The 16,526-nt window shown below is 61.1% G+C and carries 18 protein-coding genes; 14 read left to right on the forward strand and 4 right to left on the reverse strand.

Annotated elements, in window-relative coordinates; genetic code table 11:
• Positions 1–16: 16 nt before the first annotated feature.
• The 13 genes from ABIC90_RS02135 to ABIC90_RS02195 all read left to right on the forward strand — a co-directional run bounded on the left by ABIC90_RS02135 (position 17) and on the right by ABIC90_RS02195 (position 13,228).
• Positions 17–4,726, forward strand: coding sequence for an RHS repeat-associated core domain-containing protein (locus ABIC90_RS02135; RefSeq protein WP_354352376.1), 4,710 nt, complete (start codon positions 17–19; stop codon positions 4,724–4,726).
• Complete coding sequence (locus ABIC90_RS02140) at positions 4,723–5,202, forward strand: hypothetical protein (RefSeq protein WP_354352377.1); 480 nt, start codon at positions 4,723–4,725, stop codon at positions 5,200–5,202. The genes ABIC90_RS02135 and ABIC90_RS02140 overlap by 4 nt, the downstream gene beginning before the upstream one ends.
• 23 nt (positions 5,203–5,225) lie before the next feature.
• Complete coding sequence (locus ABIC90_RS02145) at positions 5,226–5,624, forward strand: hypothetical protein (RefSeq protein ID WP_354352378.1); 399 nt, start codon at positions 5,226–5,228, stop codon at positions 5,622–5,624.
• Positions 5,625–5,874: 250 nt separating this feature from the next.
• Positions 5,875–6,141 carry a hypothetical protein gene (locus ABIC90_RS02150; protein ID WP_354352379.1) on the forward strand — a complete coding sequence of 89 codons (267 nt, stop codon included), beginning with the start codon at positions 5,875–5,877 and terminating at the stop codon, positions 6,139–6,141.
• Positions 6,142–6,292: 151 nt separating this feature from the next.
• A complete protein-coding gene (locus tag ABIC90_RS02155) occupies positions 6,293–6,571 on the forward strand; it encodes a DUF7710 domain-containing protein (RefSeq protein ID WP_354352380.1) in 279 nt (92 codons plus the stop codon).
• Positions 6,572–6,623: 52 nt separating this feature from the next.
• Complete coding sequence (locus ABIC90_RS02160) at positions 6,624–6,914, forward strand: hypothetical protein (RefSeq protein ID WP_354352381.1); 291 nt, start codon at positions 6,624–6,626, stop codon at positions 6,912–6,914.
• 196 nt (positions 6,915–7,110) lie between these two features.
• Positions 7,111–7,506 carry an immunity 50 family protein gene (locus ABIC90_RS02165; RefSeq protein ID WP_354352382.1) on the forward strand — a complete coding sequence of 132 codons (396 nt, stop codon included), beginning with the start codon at positions 7,111–7,113 and terminating at the stop codon, positions 7,504–7,506.
• 179 nt (positions 7,507–7,685) lie between these two features.
• Positions 7,686–8,042: a hypothetical protein gene (locus ABIC90_RS02170; protein ID WP_354352383.1), complete on the forward strand. Its 357-nt coding sequence runs from the start codon at positions 7,686–7,688 to the stop codon at positions 8,040–8,042.
• A gap of 302 nt (positions 8,043–8,344) precedes the next feature.
• A complete protein-coding gene (locus ABIC90_RS02175) occupies positions 8,345–8,827 on the forward strand; it encodes a hypothetical protein (RefSeq protein ID WP_354352384.1) in 483 nt (160 codons plus the stop codon).
• 381 nt (positions 8,828–9,208) lie between these two features.
• On the forward strand, positions 9,209–10,195 hold the full coding sequence (locus tag ABIC90_RS02180; protein WP_354352613.1) for a sugar ABC transporter substrate-binding protein: 987 nt from the start codon (positions 9,209–9,211) through the stop codon (positions 10,193–10,195).
• 27 nt (positions 10,196–10,222) lie between these two features.
• On the forward strand, positions 10,223–11,194 hold the full coding sequence (locus tag ABIC90_RS02185) for an ABC transporter permease (RefSeq protein ID WP_354352385.1): 972 nt from the start codon (positions 10,223–10,225) through the stop codon (positions 11,192–11,194).
• Positions 11,194–11,991, forward strand: coding sequence for an ATP-binding cassette domain-containing protein (locus tag ABIC90_RS02190; protein ID WP_354352386.1), 798 nt, complete (start codon positions 11,194–11,196; stop codon positions 11,989–11,991). The genes ABIC90_RS02185 and ABIC90_RS02190 overlap by 1 nt, the downstream gene beginning before the upstream one ends.
• Entirely contained in the window at positions 11,984–13,228 is a 1,245-nt protein-coding gene (locus tag ABIC90_RS02195; protein ID WP_354352387.1) for an ROK family transcriptional regulator, read from the forward strand. Before ABIC90_RS02190 ends, ABIC90_RS02195 begins: the two co-directional genes overlap by 8 nt.
• 132 nt (positions 13,229–13,360) lie before the next feature.
• Here the strand turns inward: ABIC90_RS02195 and ABIC90_RS02200 are convergent, their stop codons facing one another.
• Both ABIC90_RS02200 and ABIC90_RS02205 read right to left on the reverse strand, forming a co-directional pair.
• Positions 13,361–13,825: a DUF2846 domain-containing protein gene (locus tag ABIC90_RS02200; protein WP_354352388.1), complete on the reverse strand. Its 465-nt coding sequence runs from the start codon at positions 13,823–13,825 to the stop codon at positions 13,361–13,363.
• Between the two features lie 157 nt (positions 13,826–13,982).
• Positions 13,983–14,240, reverse strand: coding sequence for a hypothetical protein (locus tag ABIC90_RS02205; RefSeq protein ID WP_354352389.1), 258 nt, complete (start codon positions 14,238–14,240; stop codon positions 13,983–13,985).
• A gap of 169 nt (positions 14,241–14,409) precedes the next feature.
• On the opposite strand from ABIC90_RS02205, the gene ABIC90_RS02210 reads away from it, so the two are divergent.
• On the forward strand, positions 14,410–15,045 hold the full coding sequence (locus ABIC90_RS02210; protein ID WP_354352390.1) for a hypothetical protein: 636 nt from the start codon (positions 14,410–14,412) through the stop codon (positions 15,043–15,045).
• Positions 15,046–15,056: 11 nt separating this feature from the next.
• Here ABIC90_RS02210 and ABIC90_RS02215 read toward each other — a convergent pair whose 3' ends face one another.
• Positions 15,057–15,461, reverse strand: a complete 405-nt coding sequence (locus tag ABIC90_RS02215; protein ID WP_354352391.1) for a DUF6194 family protein — start codon at positions 15,459–15,461, stop codon at positions 15,057–15,059.
• A 17-nt stretch (positions 15,462–15,478) separates the two neighbouring features.
• Entirely contained in the window at positions 15,479–16,501 is a 1,023-nt protein-coding gene (locus tag ABIC90_RS02220) for a Bug family tripartite tricarboxylate transporter substrate binding protein (RefSeq protein ID WP_354352392.1), read from the reverse strand.
• Positions 16,502–16,526: the final 25 nt, after the last annotated feature.

Below are 16,526 nucleotides of genomic sequence, written 5' to 3' on the forward strand. Positions count from 1 at the left end.
GGAGAGGGAGAAAAAAATGGCAGGGACGGACGACAAGAAAGCGCCGGCGCAGCGCGAACCCCAGACGGCCGTTGCGCCGCTGAACACCATCGTGAAAGAAGACGTCGCTGCCGCGAGCAAGGCGGTGGACGACTGGCTGCGCGGCTTCAGCGGCGGCTACGTCACGCTGGAGCGGCTGACGATGGTGCTGGGCAGCATCCCGGTCGTCGGCAACATCATGGCGCTGGTGGATGTGTTCCTGGACATCATCACCATCGTCGAGAAAAAAACCAAGGACGGCATCGACACCTTCCTGACCTGGGTGAGCCTGGGCATCAACCTCATCGGCCTCGTCCCGCTGCCGCCCACCATGGCCGCCGCGCGCATGAGCCTGCGGCCCACGCTGCACCTCGTGAAGCAGGAGCTGAAGACGGCCGCCTCCAACCTGGGCGAGGCCATCGTCACCACGCTGGTGGGGCACCTCAACGCCACCATCATGGGCGAGCTGGACAAGTTCATCGAAGGCGCCATCGCCAAGCTCGACGGCATCCTGAAGGACTGCGCGAACCTGGCCGACAAGATCATCGACAACCTGGTGGACATCCTGCGGCGCGTGCTGGGCCAGAAGGACCTGTTCACCGTGGCCAAGCCCGGCGGCGCTGAAACCAAGGTGCACGACCCCAAGACGCAGAGCACCTGGAGCCGCATGTGGGGCAGCGCCGTCAGGTACACCAAGCAGTCGGCCAACTACGTGGCCAAGGCGGCGGCGAGCCAGCTGCCCGCGGGCGTTGCGGGCCGCGTCAACGGCGTCATCACGCAGATGCTGGACTTCAAGCGCGTGCTGCGCGGGCAACTGACCCGGCTGGCCGACAAGGAATCGCAGGCCAGCATCATGTGGCTGCTGCACAAGCTGCGCGATGCGCTGCTGCGCAAGAAAGGCAAGCGCCAGGCCATCGTGAATCCGCATGCGGGGGCAACGGCCAAGAAAGACGTGCCGGGCACGCCGCTCGGGCACATCAACAAGCAGGCGCCGGCGCACGGAACCGGCGGCTGCAAGACCTGCCCCGGACAGGCGCGTGTGGGCGCTTCGATCAGCCTGGCCACCGGCAACGAGAGCTTCACGCACACCGACTTCGCGCTCGCCGCGCCGCTGGCGATCGAGTGGTCGCGCACCTATGTCAGCGACCTCGATGCCTTCGATCGCGGCAGCCTGGGTGCGCGATGGATCACGCCGTTCAGCATGCGCGTGGACGTGGCCACGCCGGTGCGCGGCGCACGGCAGGGCAAAGCCAGCTTCGTGTATCACGCGGCCGATGGGCGCAGCCATGCCTGTCCGGTGCTCAAGGTGGGGCAGACGCACTTTGACCCCATCGAGGAAATCAGCTTCTCGCTGCTGAGCGACAGCATGCTGGCGCTGGACTTCGGCAAGCCCTTGCCTGCGGGCGAGCAGAGCGAATGGCGAGAGATCTACGAACGCGTGGAGAGCCGCCAGCCGCACTACCGGCTGGTGGCGCTGCAGGCGAAGGACGGCAAGTCCATCGGCCTGCGCTACGACCATGTGATTGCGGCAACCGGCGAGCGCGTGCTGAGCGACATCATCAGCAAGCAGGGCGAGGTGGTCATGGCGCACGTGGGCACCTTGCCCGATGCACAGACCGGGCTCATCCAGTCGCTGTGGGAACTGAAGGACGGCCAGGTGGTGCGCCAGCTGGCGGCCTACACGCACGACGCGGAGCGCGACCTCGTGGCCGCGCAGGACGAAGACGGCGCGAGCTGGAGCTACAGCTACGCACACCACCTGGTCACCCGCTACACCGACCGCACCGGCCGCGGCATGAACCTCGAATACAACGGCACCGGCCCCGACGCCAAGGCCGTGCGCGAATGGTCAGACGACGGCAGCTTCGCGCTCACGCTCGAGTGGGACCCGAACATTCGCCTCACCTACGTGGCCGATGCGCTGGGCGGCGAGACCTGGCACTACTACGACATCGAGGGCTACACCTACCGCGTCATCCACCCCGACAAGCTGCAGGAATGGTTCTTCCGCGACGACGCCAAGAACATCACCCGCCATGTGCACACCGACGGCAGCACCGACGATTTCACCTACGACGAAGACGGCAACCTGCAGACGCACACGCGCGCCGACGGCAGCCGCGTGCACTTCGAATACGACAGGCTGCACCGCCTGACCGGCATCCTCGACGCCGAAGGCGGCGTGTGGAAGCGCGACTACGACGCACAAGGCCACCTGACCGAAGAGATCGACCCGCTCGGCCACAAGACCGAGTACGCCTACGACAAGGCCGGGCGCCCTGTGCGCATCACCGACGCCAAGGGCGGCGTGAAAGCGCTGGCCTACTCGCCGTCGGGCCAGTTGCTCAGCTACACCGACTGCTCCGCCAAGACCAGCCAATGGGAGTACGACGCGCGCGGCCGCCTCACCAAGGCCACCGATGCCGCGGGCAACGCCACCAGCTACCGCTACGCCGCGGGGCAGCTCGAACAGGTGGTGCAGCCCGACGAGACCGTCGAGCACTTCGTGCACGACGCCGAAGGCCGCCTGCTCACCCACACCGATGCCCTCGGACGCGCCACGCGCTATGGCTACACCCGTGCGGGCCTCGTCGCAGGCCGCACAGACGCCGCCGGCCGCTCGCTCAAGTACCACTGGGACCTGTTGGGCCGCCTGACCGAGCTGCACAACGAGAACGGCAGCCGCTACGACTTTCGCTACGACCCCGCGGGCCGCCTGCTCGAAGAAACCGGCTTCGACCGCAAGACCACGCAGTACATCCATGAAGAGACCACCGGCATCCTGGCCCAGGTGGTCGAAGCGGGCCACCGCACGGAGCTGGAATTCGATGCCCTCGGCCGTTTGAGCGAACGCAAGGCCGGCGAGCAATCGGAACGCTTCGGCTACGACCGCAGCGGCCGCCTGATCGAGGCCGTGAACGGCGACGCGCGCCTGCAGTGGTTCTACGACGCGGCCGGCAACCTCACGCGCGAGCATCACCACTACCTGGAGCGCAAGCGCACGGCCGTCTGGCAGCACCGCTACGACGAGCTCAACCAGCGCATCGCCACCGTGCGGCCCGACGGCCACGTCACGCAGTGGCTGACGTACGGATCGGGCCATGTGCACGGCTTGCTGGTCGACGGGCAGGACATCCTCGGCTTCGAGCGCGACGACCTGCACCGCGAGGTCGCGCGCGAACAAGGCAACGGCCTGAGCCAGCACCTGAAGTACGACCCCGCCGGCCGCCTGCTCGAACAGCAGATCTCGCGCACCAGGCCCGGCGCCATCGAGGCCGCGAGCGCGGCCGGCATCCAGCGCAGCTACAGCTACGACAAGGCCGGCCAGCTCGTGGGCATCGGCGACAGCCGGCGCGGCAACCTGAGCTACCGCTACGACCCGGTCGGGCGTCTGCTCGAAGCCAACAGCCGCGTGGGCCGCGAAGTGTTCGCCTTCGATCCGGCGGGCAACATCGCCGACCCTGCAACGCCTGGAGACCCGGCCCAGCGCGCGGTCGGCAAGCTGCTCGACAACCTGCTCAAGAACTACGCCGGCACCAGCTACCGCTACGACGAGCGCGGCAACATGACCGAGCGCGTGCGCAACGGCTGGCGCACCGTCTTCGCCTGGGACGGCTTCAACCGCATGACCGCGGCGACCGACCAGAGCGGCATCACCACCACCTTCGCCTATGACGCGCTGGGGCGCCGCATCGCCAAGCGAACCGGCGAGGCGACCACCCTGTTCGGTTGGGACGGCGACGTGCTCGCGTTCGAGAGCACGCAGAGCCAGTCAGCGATGCAGGAGGGCGGTGAGCACGGTTTCAGCGTGCACTACATCCACGAGGCCGGCTCGTTCGTGCCGCTGGTGCAGGTGCGCCAGGCGCGCGCGATGGCGCTGAGCGAGACGACGGACGCGAAGGCGCTGATGGAGGCCAACGGCGGCGTCTACGACATCGAGCAGGACCCGTTGTGGAACGGCGAGCAACGCGGCAGCAGCGTGGTGCCGCGTGCGTTCGACAGGAAGGAGATGGCGTTCTATCAATGCGACCACTTGGGCACGCCGCAGGAGCTGACGGACCATGAAGGCGTGGTTGCTTGGTCGGCGCAGTACAAGGCGTGGGGAGAGGCGCGGGAGGCGATCAGCGAGGCCGGGAGGCGGGCGGGGGTGAGGAATCCGATACGGTTTCAGGGGCAGTATTTTGATGAAGAGACGGGGTTGCATTACAACCGGTATCGGTATTACGACCCGCAGTCCGGGCGTTTTATATCTCAAGATCCGATCAAGCTGCTTGGCGGTTTGAATCTTCACGGCTTTGCTTCGAATCCTGTGGAATGGATTGATCCTTTAGGGTTGGCAAGAGGAAAAGGAATTACGCCAAACAACAAGGGAACGCGAACCACGATGGAGGGCGGGGGGCTTTCAGAGCCCTCGGTTGGCTACAGCGGGCGAGCAGGCGGCAATGGGGCCAGCAACCCTGTGGTGAAGGAACTCTACGACTCTGTACCGGACGATCAGCAATCAGATACGCATTCCTGGTGCGGCGAACCTGATGCGTTGAGTAGTATTGCCAACCAGTACAAGGTATCAAATGCTGACGAACTTCGAAAAGTCGTTAACGGGGCCACTTCCACCACTGTAAGAAATGATGGAAAGGAACTGCCGTTTTGCAGCTCTTGTGGTCATGTGATGAACAGGCTCGGTGTTTGTGATGGAGCAAAAAAATGAACGGACCATTTAGTGAGGTCGAGGAAGAAAACATCGAGTTCCTCGAGCATGAGTTAACGGGCAAAGAAGTACCTTATGCCCGAATGATGAGGATGTACGCAGAGTTTTTGCTTGCGTTGATTTCGACTAAGGAGGTTGAGCAAAAATTAGGGATGTCTTCCGAGTTGACCTTGGTGGCTCAGCATCTTCAAACTGCAGTCCGCAGTCTCGGCAAAGAAGTCAGCGACGAACTGCGTCGACCTCTCAGGGTCGAACTCATAAGTCTTTGTGGTCGCGTCGAAAAAAAGCAGCCTGCTCTGGCAGCGCTTACTCGGTGTGCGGTGTGTTGCTTCTCCGATGAAGGGGGCTGGGAGCCTGATAGGGAAGAAGACCCGACACCTATTCCGCGCTACCTCTTCTTGCTGAAGAAATTCGATCCTGATATGGGAATGAATTTCTTGACTCACGCGCATTCCGTCTTGCTTGCACCTTGTTAGACCACGACACGGTTTCGAGTTCTATGAATGAAATTTTTTTGAACTCCTCGAGAATTGGAAGGCAACTCTATGGCGTTGCATGCTTAGAGGCATTCGTCAAAAAATTCGATATAGAACATCCTTCGATCAATGCATTGCTTTTGCACCTGAGGGCGCTTGAAGGCTCAGATTTTACGACGTGGGAGCGAGAGGGTGCTTCACTATCTCTGAATGGTCGGGGAGATATGCCTCCTGCAGATTTATTGAAAAATCTGCCAAAAGGACTCGAACAAGATTTCTTGAGTTTGGTCGATTCAGTGGTCGAGATAGGAATTGTGGAGGCTTACGGAGAAGAGAGCGCTCTGCCACTAAATTTCTTACAAAAAGCTGTTGAAATATTGAGTTCTCACAAAGTCCCGTTGCCGGATTTTCGGGCGCGTTAATAAGATTCATCTGCAGAGCAAAACGAAAAACTCCATCTGTAAAAACTCATCCAAGCTCAAAAAATGCCGAAAAATCGATTGATCTCAAGACGATGACGTGCAAGGAGATCAAATGATCAGTTCGGCGGAATAATTTGTTCGGCTGCGTGATAGCGAAGAAAAATCAGAATACGATAGAGCAGCCACGGATGAAGCTTCAATTTCAGTTTGGCGGGACGTAGTTGCTAGATATCCTGACCATAGAAAATGGGTGGCCCACAATAAAACGGTACCTTTGAAAATTTTGAATGAACTGTGTAGTTATGGATCGGATGTCAGGGAATTCGTGGCGATGACAAGGCAACTACCAGATTCCTTGTTTAGTTTTCTTGCAGAGGATTCTGATGCGACAGTTAGGCAGCGGATCGCAGCGAACAAAAAAACGCCATTGAGAATTCTCGAAAAATTGAGCGCTGATCCGGATGAAGATGTCGCGCGTGTTGCTCGATTTAATCTGGGAAAAGCCAAACGTAACTGACTCCTGTCGTCGATGGCGATTTGAAATGGCAGGCGTTTCATAAGAGAGCTATTCTTATATCTCTCCCCGGTGAAATTCGAATGGAGTATAAATAGCCTCAGAAATAGAATCAGCGACGGCATCGATATGGCAATTTACCAGAGGATTGCGGATGACTGAAATCAGTGAAGTTTGGATTTTCAACGGGGCAAATGCAAAGTTTCCTTCGGCGGTCTTCGTTGCTAGGGAGGATGCTTTTGCATGGATAAAAAAGCTAGAGCTGACCGGCGTTTTGACCAAATACCCTGTGGGTATCTCGGTCTACGATTGGGCGATTGAAAGTGGTAATTTCAAGGTGAAATCAGAGAAGGGTTCAACGCCCGAATTTATAGCAAATTTTTCGAGCGCCGCGCAAGAGCACGTGCATTTTGAAAACGGAATCTTCAATTAATCATATTTTGAATCCGAGCTAGAGGCGATCTTAACTTTGGCGAGGAAAAAATATGAATGATGCGGAAATAATTTTCAGCATTGAGTCGATAGTTCAGTCAAAAAAAGTCTATTGGGTTCAAGATGACTATATTCGAGCTGGCGAATCGGTTCATTGGGAGTGTTTTATCAGGCTGCTTGAAGACTCTGTTGCGGTAGGCTTTGATGAGTATTTGGATAAATACGAGGATGCCGTGGATATGTATGACGCGTATCTTCGAAATAAGCTACCGAATATCAAGGCGGCTGTGGAGTTTGTTTTGAGCTCATTCCCTCTGGCTGCTGCGAAAATGCGAGCGCGTTAATCTTTTCACGATACTCCCCGTCTTATATTTTCTTGCTTAGGCAAGTCGCCTCCAAAAGGGGCATGGAGTTTTGTTGTGCGGCTACGGCCATATAAAAATGCAACTCCTAGTGGTCTATCGACGAATGTGACTAATGAAAAAAGCTTGTATTGAGACGCGCGCAGGCGATGTATGTCAGACTCTCGCGGATAAAAAAGTGAATGACTATCAGAAAATTCTCAATCCTCAAGCTGTGTTGGCGCTGTATGGAAATTTTTCACCCTTGAGTGATTCGGAAGTATTGGAAATACTGTTGAAGCGAGATGAGCCCAGGGTTTCCATCAAACTAATGACCGAAAAAAAGCCGGTGAATCCCCCAGCCAGATGGGCTGAGGCCTACGATGTTATTTATCTGGGTATTTCGTTTCTCGGGGTGAGGAATTTGGTTGCCGCTGGTTGGGATCATAAAAACTCAGTGAATCAAATCAGTATCCAAACTTCCAATGGCTTGGTTTCAGTGCACATCTATTGCATAGAAGGGTTTTCGATGATTTTCGATTGCGAGTGGATCTCGATTGATAGTCTGGTTCCTGGAAATATCGGAACTGCCTAGGCAGTAAATTAATTATCGATATGTTCAGATATTGATAAAAGCTGAGCCTTTAGAGATGCCGAGATGTTCGTGCCTTGGTCACACCCGCTACGGCAAGGCCATACACGATTTTCTACGCCAGCTTGTTCTCGGGGTCTAAAGTGATAATTTTCAATTTCGGGCCGTTGAGCAAAGATGAGTTGACGGTCATCCTCGACGACGAGGGTGCCAAGCTGTTACGCTCACGAATTGCCGCGCTGGCTCACTGCGCTTCACTTGTTGAGCGCATCGACTGTTATTGCTATTCTGGTAAAAAACTGGAGGACGCTCAAATCGAGCTTCGAGCGGAGAATTCGGACCTCCTCGAAAGGGGAAAGACAAAGTTGCTGCTGCGATTGAGTGGCGATGCAATCGAGTATGCAGATCATCTATTGGCCGGATTTTTGAAAACAGGTTATTTCTTTCCTGCAGAATTTTGGTCTTTCTCGCGATCGGATCGAAAATATGATACCCAGGTATTTTTCGTAAAATTCGATTCGACCGACGCCGCCGTGTAAACAATAATCAAATGTGCGTCCCTTGCGACTTCTGATTTTGACTGGGCGAGTTACGAAGCCTTTAAAGGGTCCGCTAACCGAATCCCGCAAGCCGTGCACTCGTTTTGATGCTTCGGCGACGGAGGCCGGAAACTATTATTGGAAAATCGAAAATCAAGTTCTGGTGCAAGCGCAATTGTTCAGTGCTACCGAGTCGATCCTTCGAGTACTTGTCGCCCCCTTTTGGGTCCAGGGCCTAAACATATAGAAATCGATGTGCTGAAATTGAGCGATCCACGTCGTATAAATTAGGCCTCCGGTCCATGATTGAAAAAAAGCTGCAAGCGCTTGCGCAAAAGCGTCATTTAAAAAATGACTTTCCGGAAATTTGTGAGTTCCCGAACGCTGAGTACATCTGTTTTCCTGAATCGTCGCAAGTATTGAAAGCATTACAGGTTGCGGCAGAAAACAAGACCTCCTCAGAAAGCCTTGACCCCGCGCTGTATCAGGAAGCAATCGAGCGCTTCTTTGAAATCGAGAAGCAAGATGACTACCTGTACATCGTCCTTCCTTGTCATTCTGCACAAATCGGTTATACCTATACGCGCTATCCATTGCTCAAATTGCGGTCCACCAAGATTTCTCTTCAAATCTGGAAAATTCTTCAGGCCAAGACTGAAGTGCCCGATTTCCTCGCCTTTTGCGCAGCTGATTTTTCTTATGGTGTCGTCGTCGATGTGTTTGCAGGAGATCCCCTTTTGCATCGCACGGATGGCCCGGTCTACGAGATAAAGATCTGGCCGTAGATCTGACGAAAGTGGTTGGAATCCAGACCGGCAAGAAAATCTGACCCTGGTCCCGCGCGATCTCTTCCCGTTGAAAAAATTCGATACCGGTATCAGACTGAATTTCGTGGCTTATGCCCATACACATCTGCATTCTTCGAGTTAGCCGAGGCATCGACGAAGGCCGGGCAAACCCCGGGTTTCCTCTAACTAAACTCACTTGATTTAGTCTTCCCGCTGGCCGATAGTCCCCTTGCGCCCCGACGCCGCGCCTTCCAAGCCGCAACGCGATCCGGTTCCCAAGCCCGCAGGCACCACTTTCCCAGCCTGCCCACGGAGACAAAAATCATGCAACGCAGCAGCAGCAGCAGCAACACCCGCTCCCTCCTGACCCTGGCCGCCATGTCGCTGGCCGTATCGGCCGCCTTCACGGCGACCACCGCCGCTTTCGCCGCCGACCAACCCATCATCGGCCTGGTCACCAAAACCGAAACCAACCCCTTCTTCGTCAAGATGAAAGAAGGCGCCCAGGAAGAAGCCAAGAAGCTCGGCGCCAAGCTGCTGTCGGGCGCGGGCAAGGCCGACGGCGACAACGCGGGACAGATCACCGCGATGGAAAACATGATCGCGGCCGGCGCCAAGACCATCCTCATCACGCCGAGCGACGCCAAGGCGATCGTGCCGGCCATCAAGAAGGCGCGCGACAAGGGCGTCATGGTGATCGCGCTCGACAGCCCGGCCGATCCGCCCGAAGCCACCGACGCGCTTTTCGCCACCAACAACTACACCGCCGGCGTGCTGATCGGCGAATACGCCAAGGCCGCGATGGCCGGCAAGCCCGCGAAGATCGTTGCGCTCGACCTGCTGCCGGGCCACCCGGTGGGCGCGCAGCGCCACAACGGCTTCATGAAGGGCTTTGGCCTGCCGGCGAACGAGGCCAAGTCGAACGAACTCTCGAAGGCGCCCGAAATCGTCTGCATGGCCGACAGCTACGGCGACCAGGCCAAGGCGCAGACCGCGATGGAAAACTGCTTGCAGAGGGCGCCCGAGGTGAACCTGGTCTACACCATCAACGAACCCGCCGCGGCCGGTGCCTACAACGCGCTCAAGCGCGCGGGCAAGGAGAAGGGCGTGATGATCGTTTCGGTCGACGGCGGATGCCAGGGCATCAAGGACACCAACGCCGGCATCATCGCCGCGACCTCGCAGCAGTACCCGCTGAAGATGGCCGCGATGGGCGTGGCCGCGGGCGTGGAATTCGCCAAGACGGGCAAGAAGGCCTCGGGCTACGTCGACACCGGCGTGACGCTGATCGCAGGCAAGAGCGTGGCGGGCGTGGACAGCAAGGACACCAAGACCGGCGCCGAGCTGTGCTGGGGCAAGAAGTAAAAGCGTAGAGCCGGGGAGCACACAACGATGGCGACCACCACCACAAAACCTGCAACGCACCACATTCCCTGGGGCGCCCTGGGGCCGTGGCTGGCCCTTTTGGGCGCATGCATCTTCTTCGCGACCCAGTCCGACCGGTTCCTGACCGGCGGCAATCTCTCGCTGATCCTCCAGCAGGTGATGGTGGTGGGCGTGATCGCCATCGGCCAGACGCTGATCATCCTCACGGCGGGCATCGACCTGTCGTGCGGCATGGTGATGGCGCTGGGCAGCATCATCATGACGAAGTTCGCCACCGAGCTGGGCATGCCGGTGCCGATCGCCGTGCTCTGCGGCATCGGCGTGACCACGCTGTTCGGCCTGCTCAACGGATTGCTGGTCACGCGCATCAAGCTGCCGCCGTTCATCGTGACGCTGGGCACGCTGAACATCGCGTTCGCGATCACGCAGCTCTATTCTTCTTCGCAGACCATCACCGACCTGCCCGCGGGCCTCACGGGCCTGGGCACCACCTTCACCATCGGCAGCGCCGAGGTGGCGTGGGGTTCGGTGCTGATGGTGGCGCTCTATGCGCTCGCGTGGTTCGTGTTGCGCGAGACGGGCGCGGGCCGGCACATCTACGCGGTCGGCAACAACGCCGAAGCCACGCGGCTGGTGGGCATTCCGACGCAGCGCGTGCTGCTGGGCGTGTATGTGGCGGCGGGCGTGCTGTACGGCATTGCCTCGCTGCTGTCGGTGGCGCGCACCGGCGTGGGCGACCCCAACGCGGGGCAGACCGAGAACCTGGACGCCATCACCGCCGTGGTGCTGGGCGGCACCAGCCTCTTCGGCGGACGCGGCATCGTGCTGGGCTCGCTGATCGGTGTGCTCATCGTGGGCGTGTTCCGCAACGGGCTCACGCTGATGGGCGTGTCGTCGATCTACCAGGTGCTGGTGACCGGCGTGCTGGTGATTCTTGCGGTGGCCGCGGATCAGCTTTCGCGCAAGGGGGCACGCTGATGAACGTCGTTGCCAACCCCAAGATCGTGATGCAGGCCAAGGGCCTGGTGAAGCGCTACGGCCAGGTCACGGCGCTCGACGGCGTGGACTTCGAACTGCGCGAAGGCGAGATCCTCGCGGTGATCGGCGACAACGGCGCGGGCAAGTCCTCGCTCATCAAGGCGCTGTCGGGCGCGACCATTCCCGACGAGGGCCAGATATTGCTCGACGGCAAGCCGGTGCAGTTTCGCAATCCGCTCGATGCGCGGCGTGCGGGCATCGAAACGGTCTACCAAGACCTCGCCGTGGCACCTGCCATGACCATCTATGAAAACCTCTTCCTCGGCCGCGAGCTGCGCCGCCCCGGCTTCCTGGGCAACGTGCTGCGCATGCTCGACAAGAAGAAGATGCTGCAGGAGAGCGCGGCGCGCATGGCCGACCTGAAGGTGGGCATCCAGTCGATGACGCAGGCGGTCGAAACGCTCTCGGGCGGTCAGCGCCAGTGCGTGGCGGTGGCGCGCAGCGCGGCCTTTGCGCGGCACGTGGTCATCATGGACGAGCCCACGGCGGCGCTCGGCGTGAAGGAGGGCAACATGGTGCTGGAGCTGATCCGCCGCGTGCGCGACCGGGGCCTGCCCGTGGTGCTTATCAGCCACAACATGCCGCATGTGTTCGAGGTGGCCGACCGCATCCACGTCGCGCGACTGGGCAAGCGTGCGGCGGTGCTCAACCCCAAGCACATCAGCATGAGCGACACGGTGGCCGTGATGACCGGCGCCATGAGCGCCGACCAGCTGCCCGCGGAGGCGCATGCCTGATGCGGAAGCCAGCATTGCCGTCGGCTTGCGACCGCCCGACCTGCTGCGCCCGCGCGGCTCCAACCAGGTCGGCATGCGCCAGTTCAACGAGCGCGTGGTGCTGCAGGCATTGCGCGTTCACACGAGCCTGCCCAAGGCCGACCTCGCACGGCTGACCGGGCTGAGCGCGCAGACCATCGGCCTCATCACCGCGCGCCTTGAAGAAGACGGGCTCATCGTCAAGCAGAGCCGGGTGCGCGGGCGCATCGGGCAGCCTTCGGTCCCGTTGGCGCTGAACCCCGACGGGGCCTTTGCCATCGGCATCAAGGTAGGGCGGCGCGGCGCCGAATGGCTGCTGATCGACTTCGCTGCGCAGGTGCGCGAGCGCCATGCGATGAGCTACGACTTTCCGGATGCGGACGCATTGCTGCCGGCCATTGCACAGCACATCCATCGATTGCGCGATGGGCTGGGTCCGCTGGCCGCGCGCAATGTGGGTGCAGGGCTGGCCGCGCCCTTCCTGCTGGGCGGCTGGCACCGAACGCTGGGCCTGTCGAAAGCGCAGTCGGACGAGTGGAACCAGATGAACCTCCTGGCCGAAGTGCGGGCACGCACCGACGTGCCGGTGAGCTTTGCGCGCGACACGGTCGCCGCCTGCGTGGCCGAACTGACGGGCGGGCGGGGGCACGACCTCAAGAGCTTTCTCTATATTTTTGTGGACACCTTCGTGGGCGGCGGGCTGGTCATCAACTCGCACCTGCACACGGGCATGCATGGCAACGCGGGCGCGTTGGCGTCGTTGCCGATGCACTCGGCGCGCGCGGGGCAGGGCAGCACCGCGTTGCCGCCCCAGGTGATGGCCGAGGCCTCGCTGTGGGAGCTGGAACAGCGGCTGCAGGGCGAGGGCCTCGACCCCACTGCAGCCTACGACGACCGCGCGTTGCAGGCGCCGTTTGCCGTGGCAACGCAAGCCTGGCTGGGCTCGGCGTCGCTGGCACTGGCGCATGCGATCGTCAGCAGCACCGCGGTGCTCGATCTCTCGGACGTGGTGATGGACGGGTCCATGTCACGTTCGCTGCTGCAGGCCTTGCTCGACCAGACGCGTGCTGCGTTGCGGCAGTGCAATTGGGAGGGGCTGTGGGCGCCTGTGCTGCACGAAGGGCGCGTGGGGGCGCAGGCTTGCGCGCTGGGCGGCGCGATGCTGCCGCTGCATGCGAACTTTGCGCCGGACCATGATGTGTTTCTGAAGGCCGGCTGAGAGGCCAGGCCACCCAGGTGGCAGCGCACCTGATGCAGACTTGGATGGCCGGCCTTTATTGAGCGAAAGCCGTGCGGAGATTGCCTGGGGAAGGCGATCAGTCGCTCGTGATCGCTTCCCCAGCGAAACCGCTTAGTTACCGCACGTGCCCGACTTCGCCAAGCCGAGTTTGGCGACATCGGCCTTGCCTTGCTCCTCTGGAATCTGCTCCAGGTCGGCACCGCCCACGAAAGCGCCCATCTTGATGAACTGCCGGACGAAGTAGTTCTTGCCGGCTTCCATGAACAGCTCCATGGAATTGGGCGAAAACTCCGATTCCGTTTCGATCTTGTTCTTCTTGCCGCCTTCGACCTGTGTGTAGAAGAACACGTCGGCTGCACTCTCGCCCAGGCAGTTGCCGTTGACCATGATGTCCTTCTTCAAGGCCTTCCCCACGAAGCTGTTGCGGTAGACGTAAAGGCCGGATTTCCCGCTGGCCGGCGCACTGAACTGCTTGGCCTTGTCACTCTCCTCCTTGCTGGCCATGTTGACGGAGGCGCATCCTGACAGCAGCAGCGCCGTCAAGACAACGATGGTGCTCTTTTGATTGATCTTCATTTTTGTGATCTCGGTTGTGCACAGAAGACCGAGTGCTCCCTGCACCCGGCCGCCCGCGGCGGGGGTGCCGCGAGCGGCGCCATTATGCTTTTTGCTTCAAGGCGTAACCGAGATCCAGAGGCCGAACTGTTCAGAGCCCGATAGCGCGTCCACGAGCTCAGCGTCGCGGACGTGCGAAGCCCGCGCTCTGCAATGTGCCCGCGAGCTTTGCGATCCCGCCCGTGCCGCTCGCAGCCCGTCCGATCAACGCACCGCCCGCCGCGCCAGCGGCGATGCGCATGAGGAATGAGCGGCTGCGGCCCGCCGCCAGCAACAGCAGCACGCCGGCACCGAGGACGATGAGGTGCTCGCCGGGGTAATCGGCGCGCGCGGCGTCCACTTGCTTGATCTTGTTGATCGTCTGTTCGAGGCCCATGGCTGAAACTCCTTGTTCGTGTGCATCCGTTCTACCGACTGGACACGGGGCGCCGCTGTAGGCCTGCGCCACGCGCCGCGACGGAATCCATCTCGACAATGCCGTGGAGAACATCGCGCCCGGCAGGACTTTCGATAATGCAGACCCACTTCAAGAAAACAGCAACAGAATGAGTGCCGCAGATTTCCTCTTCGCGCCCGAGGTGCAGAAGCTCCTGATGGTCGCCTACGCGGCGCCCGATCAACACTTTTCTTCCAGCGAACTGGCCCAGCGAACGAAGCTGGTTCCCGACGATGTGGTGCGCACGCTGGAGCACCTTGTTGGCAGCGGCATCCTGAAGCGGCACAAGCCCAAGGCAGACGAAGCTGAAACCGTCTCCATCGACCCCGCTTTTGTCTTCCACCACGAACTGCGCAGCATCGCGCTGAAGTCCTTCGCGGTGGCCGAGCCGGTGCGCGCGATGCTGCGCAGCAAGTTCAAGGATTCGGTCGTGCGCGCCTTCGTGCTGGGCGAGGACACAGACGGCACCCTCGAACTGCTGGTCGTGCACGGCCAGCTGACGCCCGACGAAGCGGCCATGACGGCTGCGTGCCAGAAGCTGTCGAAGAACATTCACCGCCAGCTGAAGGTGCACGTCATCCCGAACGCGAGGTTCAACGGCCTCACGCCGCGCGACCCGCTCATGCCGAAGCCCTCGGCGCTCGAGATCATCAAGCTCGGGGATACGAAGGCCCAGTTGCCCGTCGAGCGGGTCGGCCTCCTGCAAAGTGCGAAGAAGAAACTGGCCGCGCTGTCCCGCCCATAGGCCTGAGCGCGCTACTTGCGCTTGTCTCTTGCCGCCGCGAGGCTGAGGGCTTCGGCGATCAGCGGCTTCACGGTCTCGAAGGTCTTGTCGCTCGGGTTGATCACGCTCACCCAATACATCTTTGCGTACACCGGATGCGGCATCAGCCGGTCGAGCGCGGCGAAGTCGATGCTCGCCTGTTCCTGCTCGCCGAACAGCGCGCGGAAGGTCTCCTTGCCCACGCCCAGGTTGAGGCGAAAGACGCCGGGGCGGTTCAGCTTCGACGCGCTGTCGGACTCGCTGTCTTTGGTGACGATGGTGGCAAAGGGAAACTTGTTGTCCGCACCCTGAAAGAAGAAGGTGTTGTCGTCGGCCACCTCAAAATGGCCGCCGCCGAGCGAGTCGATGATGTGTTGGGTGATGTTGTCTTCGGTCATGGCGATCGGGTGTGGGGTCAGGGCTTCCAGCGGCGCAGGCCGAGTTCGTCCGCGAGCGCCCGGTAGGTGGCGATGCGCGCCTGCACATAGTCGTCGAGCGCGGCGCCGGTGAGCGCGAAAGGATAAAGGCTGTGCCGCTCGCGCAGCGCCGCATATCCGGGCGCAGCCACGGCTTCGGCGAATGCGGCGGTCCATGCACGCACCGCGGACTCAGGCACGTTCGCGCTGAGGTACAGGCCGCGCACGGTGGGCCAGACGATGTCCACGCCTTGCTCGCGCGCGGTGGGCACGCCGGTGAGCGCGCCGCCCAGGCGCGTGTCCGACAGCACCGCCAGCAGGCGCACCGCGGCGCCGCCCGCCATGGCCTGCAGCGCCTCGGCCGCGTCGCCGGGGAACGCATCGACGTGCTTGCCCTGCAGCGCGCGCAGTGCATCGCCGCCGCCCTCGAACGACACGAAGCGCATCGCGCGGTGGTCGCGGCCCGCGGCGCGCACCAGCAGCGCGGCCTTCACCCAGTCCTGGCTGCCGACCGTGCCGCCCGCGCCGAAGGCCACGCGCGAGGGCTCCTGGCGCAGGGCCGCGACCAGGTCCTGCAGGCGCTTGTAGGGCGAGTCGCGGTGCACGGCGATCACGCCGTAGTCGGTGCCCAGCGTGGCGATCCATCGCACGGCCCAGGGCGCATGCGGGCCGAAGCGGCCCTGTGCGAGGTTGAGCAGCGAGCCGCTGGAGAACGCGACCAGCGTGCCCGGCCCGCCCAGCTGGCCGGTGGCGATGCGGTCGAAGGCCACGGCGCCGATGCCGCCCGGCAGGTAGCGCTGGGCCAGCGGCGGCCGGGTGGGGCGCACCGCCTGCAGCGCATCGCGGGCGAGGGCGCAGGTCAGATCGAAACCACCGCCCGCCTTGGCCGGAATCACGCAATCGGCCGCGGCCAATGACGGGTCGGCGGACTGTGCGGCAGCCATGCGGGCGACGCCGGGCACGAGCAGCGCAGACAGCGCACGCAGCGCATGGCGTCGGGTGGCGAAGAAGGGCATCGGCATGGGGTGTGCGGCGCGGTGTGGAGGG

It is taken from the genome of Variovorax boronicumulans, assembly GCF_040544675.1.
In the GTDB taxonomy this organism is placed as follows: domain Bacteria; phylum Pseudomonadota; class Gammaproteobacteria; order Burkholderiales; family Burkholderiaceae_C; genus Variovorax; species Variovorax boronicumulans_D.

What these genes read in the sequence shown, in the direction of transcription:
- ABIC90_RS02145 (WP_354352378.1), top strand. Translation starts at nt 5,226, where the DNA reads ATGAATGAAATTTTTTTGAACTCCTCGAGAATTGGAAGGCAACTCTAT.
- ABIC90_RS02160 (WP_354352381.1), top strand. Translation starts at nt 6,624, where the DNA reads ATGAATGATGCGGAAATAATTTTCAGCATTGAGTCGATAGTTCAGTCA.
- ABIC90_RS02205 (WP_354352389.1), bottom strand. Translation starts at nt 14,240, where the DNA reads ATGGGCCTCGAACAGACGATCAACAAGATCAAGCAAGTGGACGCCGCG.
- ABIC90_RS02135 (WP_354352376.1), top strand. Translation starts at nt 17, where the DNA reads ATGGCAGGGACGGACGACAAGAAAGCGCCGGCGCAGCGCGAACCCCAG.
- ABIC90_RS02155 (WP_354352380.1), top strand. Translation starts at nt 6,293, where the DNA reads ATGACTGAAATCAGTGAAGTTTGGATTTTCAACGGGGCAAATGCAAAG.
- ABIC90_RS02180 (WP_354352613.1), top strand. Translation starts at nt 9,209, where the DNA reads ATGTCGCTGGCCGTATCGGCCGCCTTCACGGCGACCACCGCCGCTTTC.
- ABIC90_RS02220 (WP_354352392.1), bottom strand. Translation starts at nt 16,501, where the DNA reads ATGCCGATGCCCTTCTTCGCCACCCGACGCCATGCGCTGCGTGCGCTG.
- ABIC90_RS02195 (WP_354352387.1), top strand. Translation starts at nt 11,984, where the DNA reads ATGCCTGATGCGGAAGCCAGCATTGCCGTCGGCTTGCGACCGCCCGAC.
- ABIC90_RS02140 (WP_354352377.1), top strand. Translation starts at nt 4,723, where the DNA reads ATGAACGGACCATTTAGTGAGGTCGAGGAAGAAAACATCGAGTTCCTC.
- ABIC90_RS02210 (WP_354352390.1), top strand. Translation starts at nt 14,410, where the DNA reads ATGAGTGCCGCAGATTTCCTCTTCGCGCCCGAGGTGCAGAAGCTCCTG.
- ABIC90_RS02175 (WP_354352384.1), top strand. Translation starts at nt 8,345, where the DNA reads ATGATTGAAAAAAAGCTGCAAGCGCTTGCGCAAAAGCGTCATTTAAAA.
- ABIC90_RS02215 (WP_354352391.1), bottom strand. Translation starts at nt 15,461, where the DNA reads ATGACCGAAGACAACATCACCCAACACATCATCGACTCGCTCGGCGGC.
- ABIC90_RS02185 (WP_354352385.1), top strand. Translation starts at nt 10,223, where the DNA reads ATGGCGACCACCACCACAAAACCTGCAACGCACCACATTCCCTGGGGC.
- ABIC90_RS02200 (WP_354352388.1), bottom strand. Translation starts at nt 13,825, where the DNA reads ATGAAGATCAATCAAAAGAGCACCATCGTTGTCTTGACGGCGCTGCTG.
- ABIC90_RS02190 (WP_354352386.1), top strand. Translation starts at nt 11,194, where the DNA reads ATGAACGTCGTTGCCAACCCCAAGATCGTGATGCAGGCCAAGGGCCTG.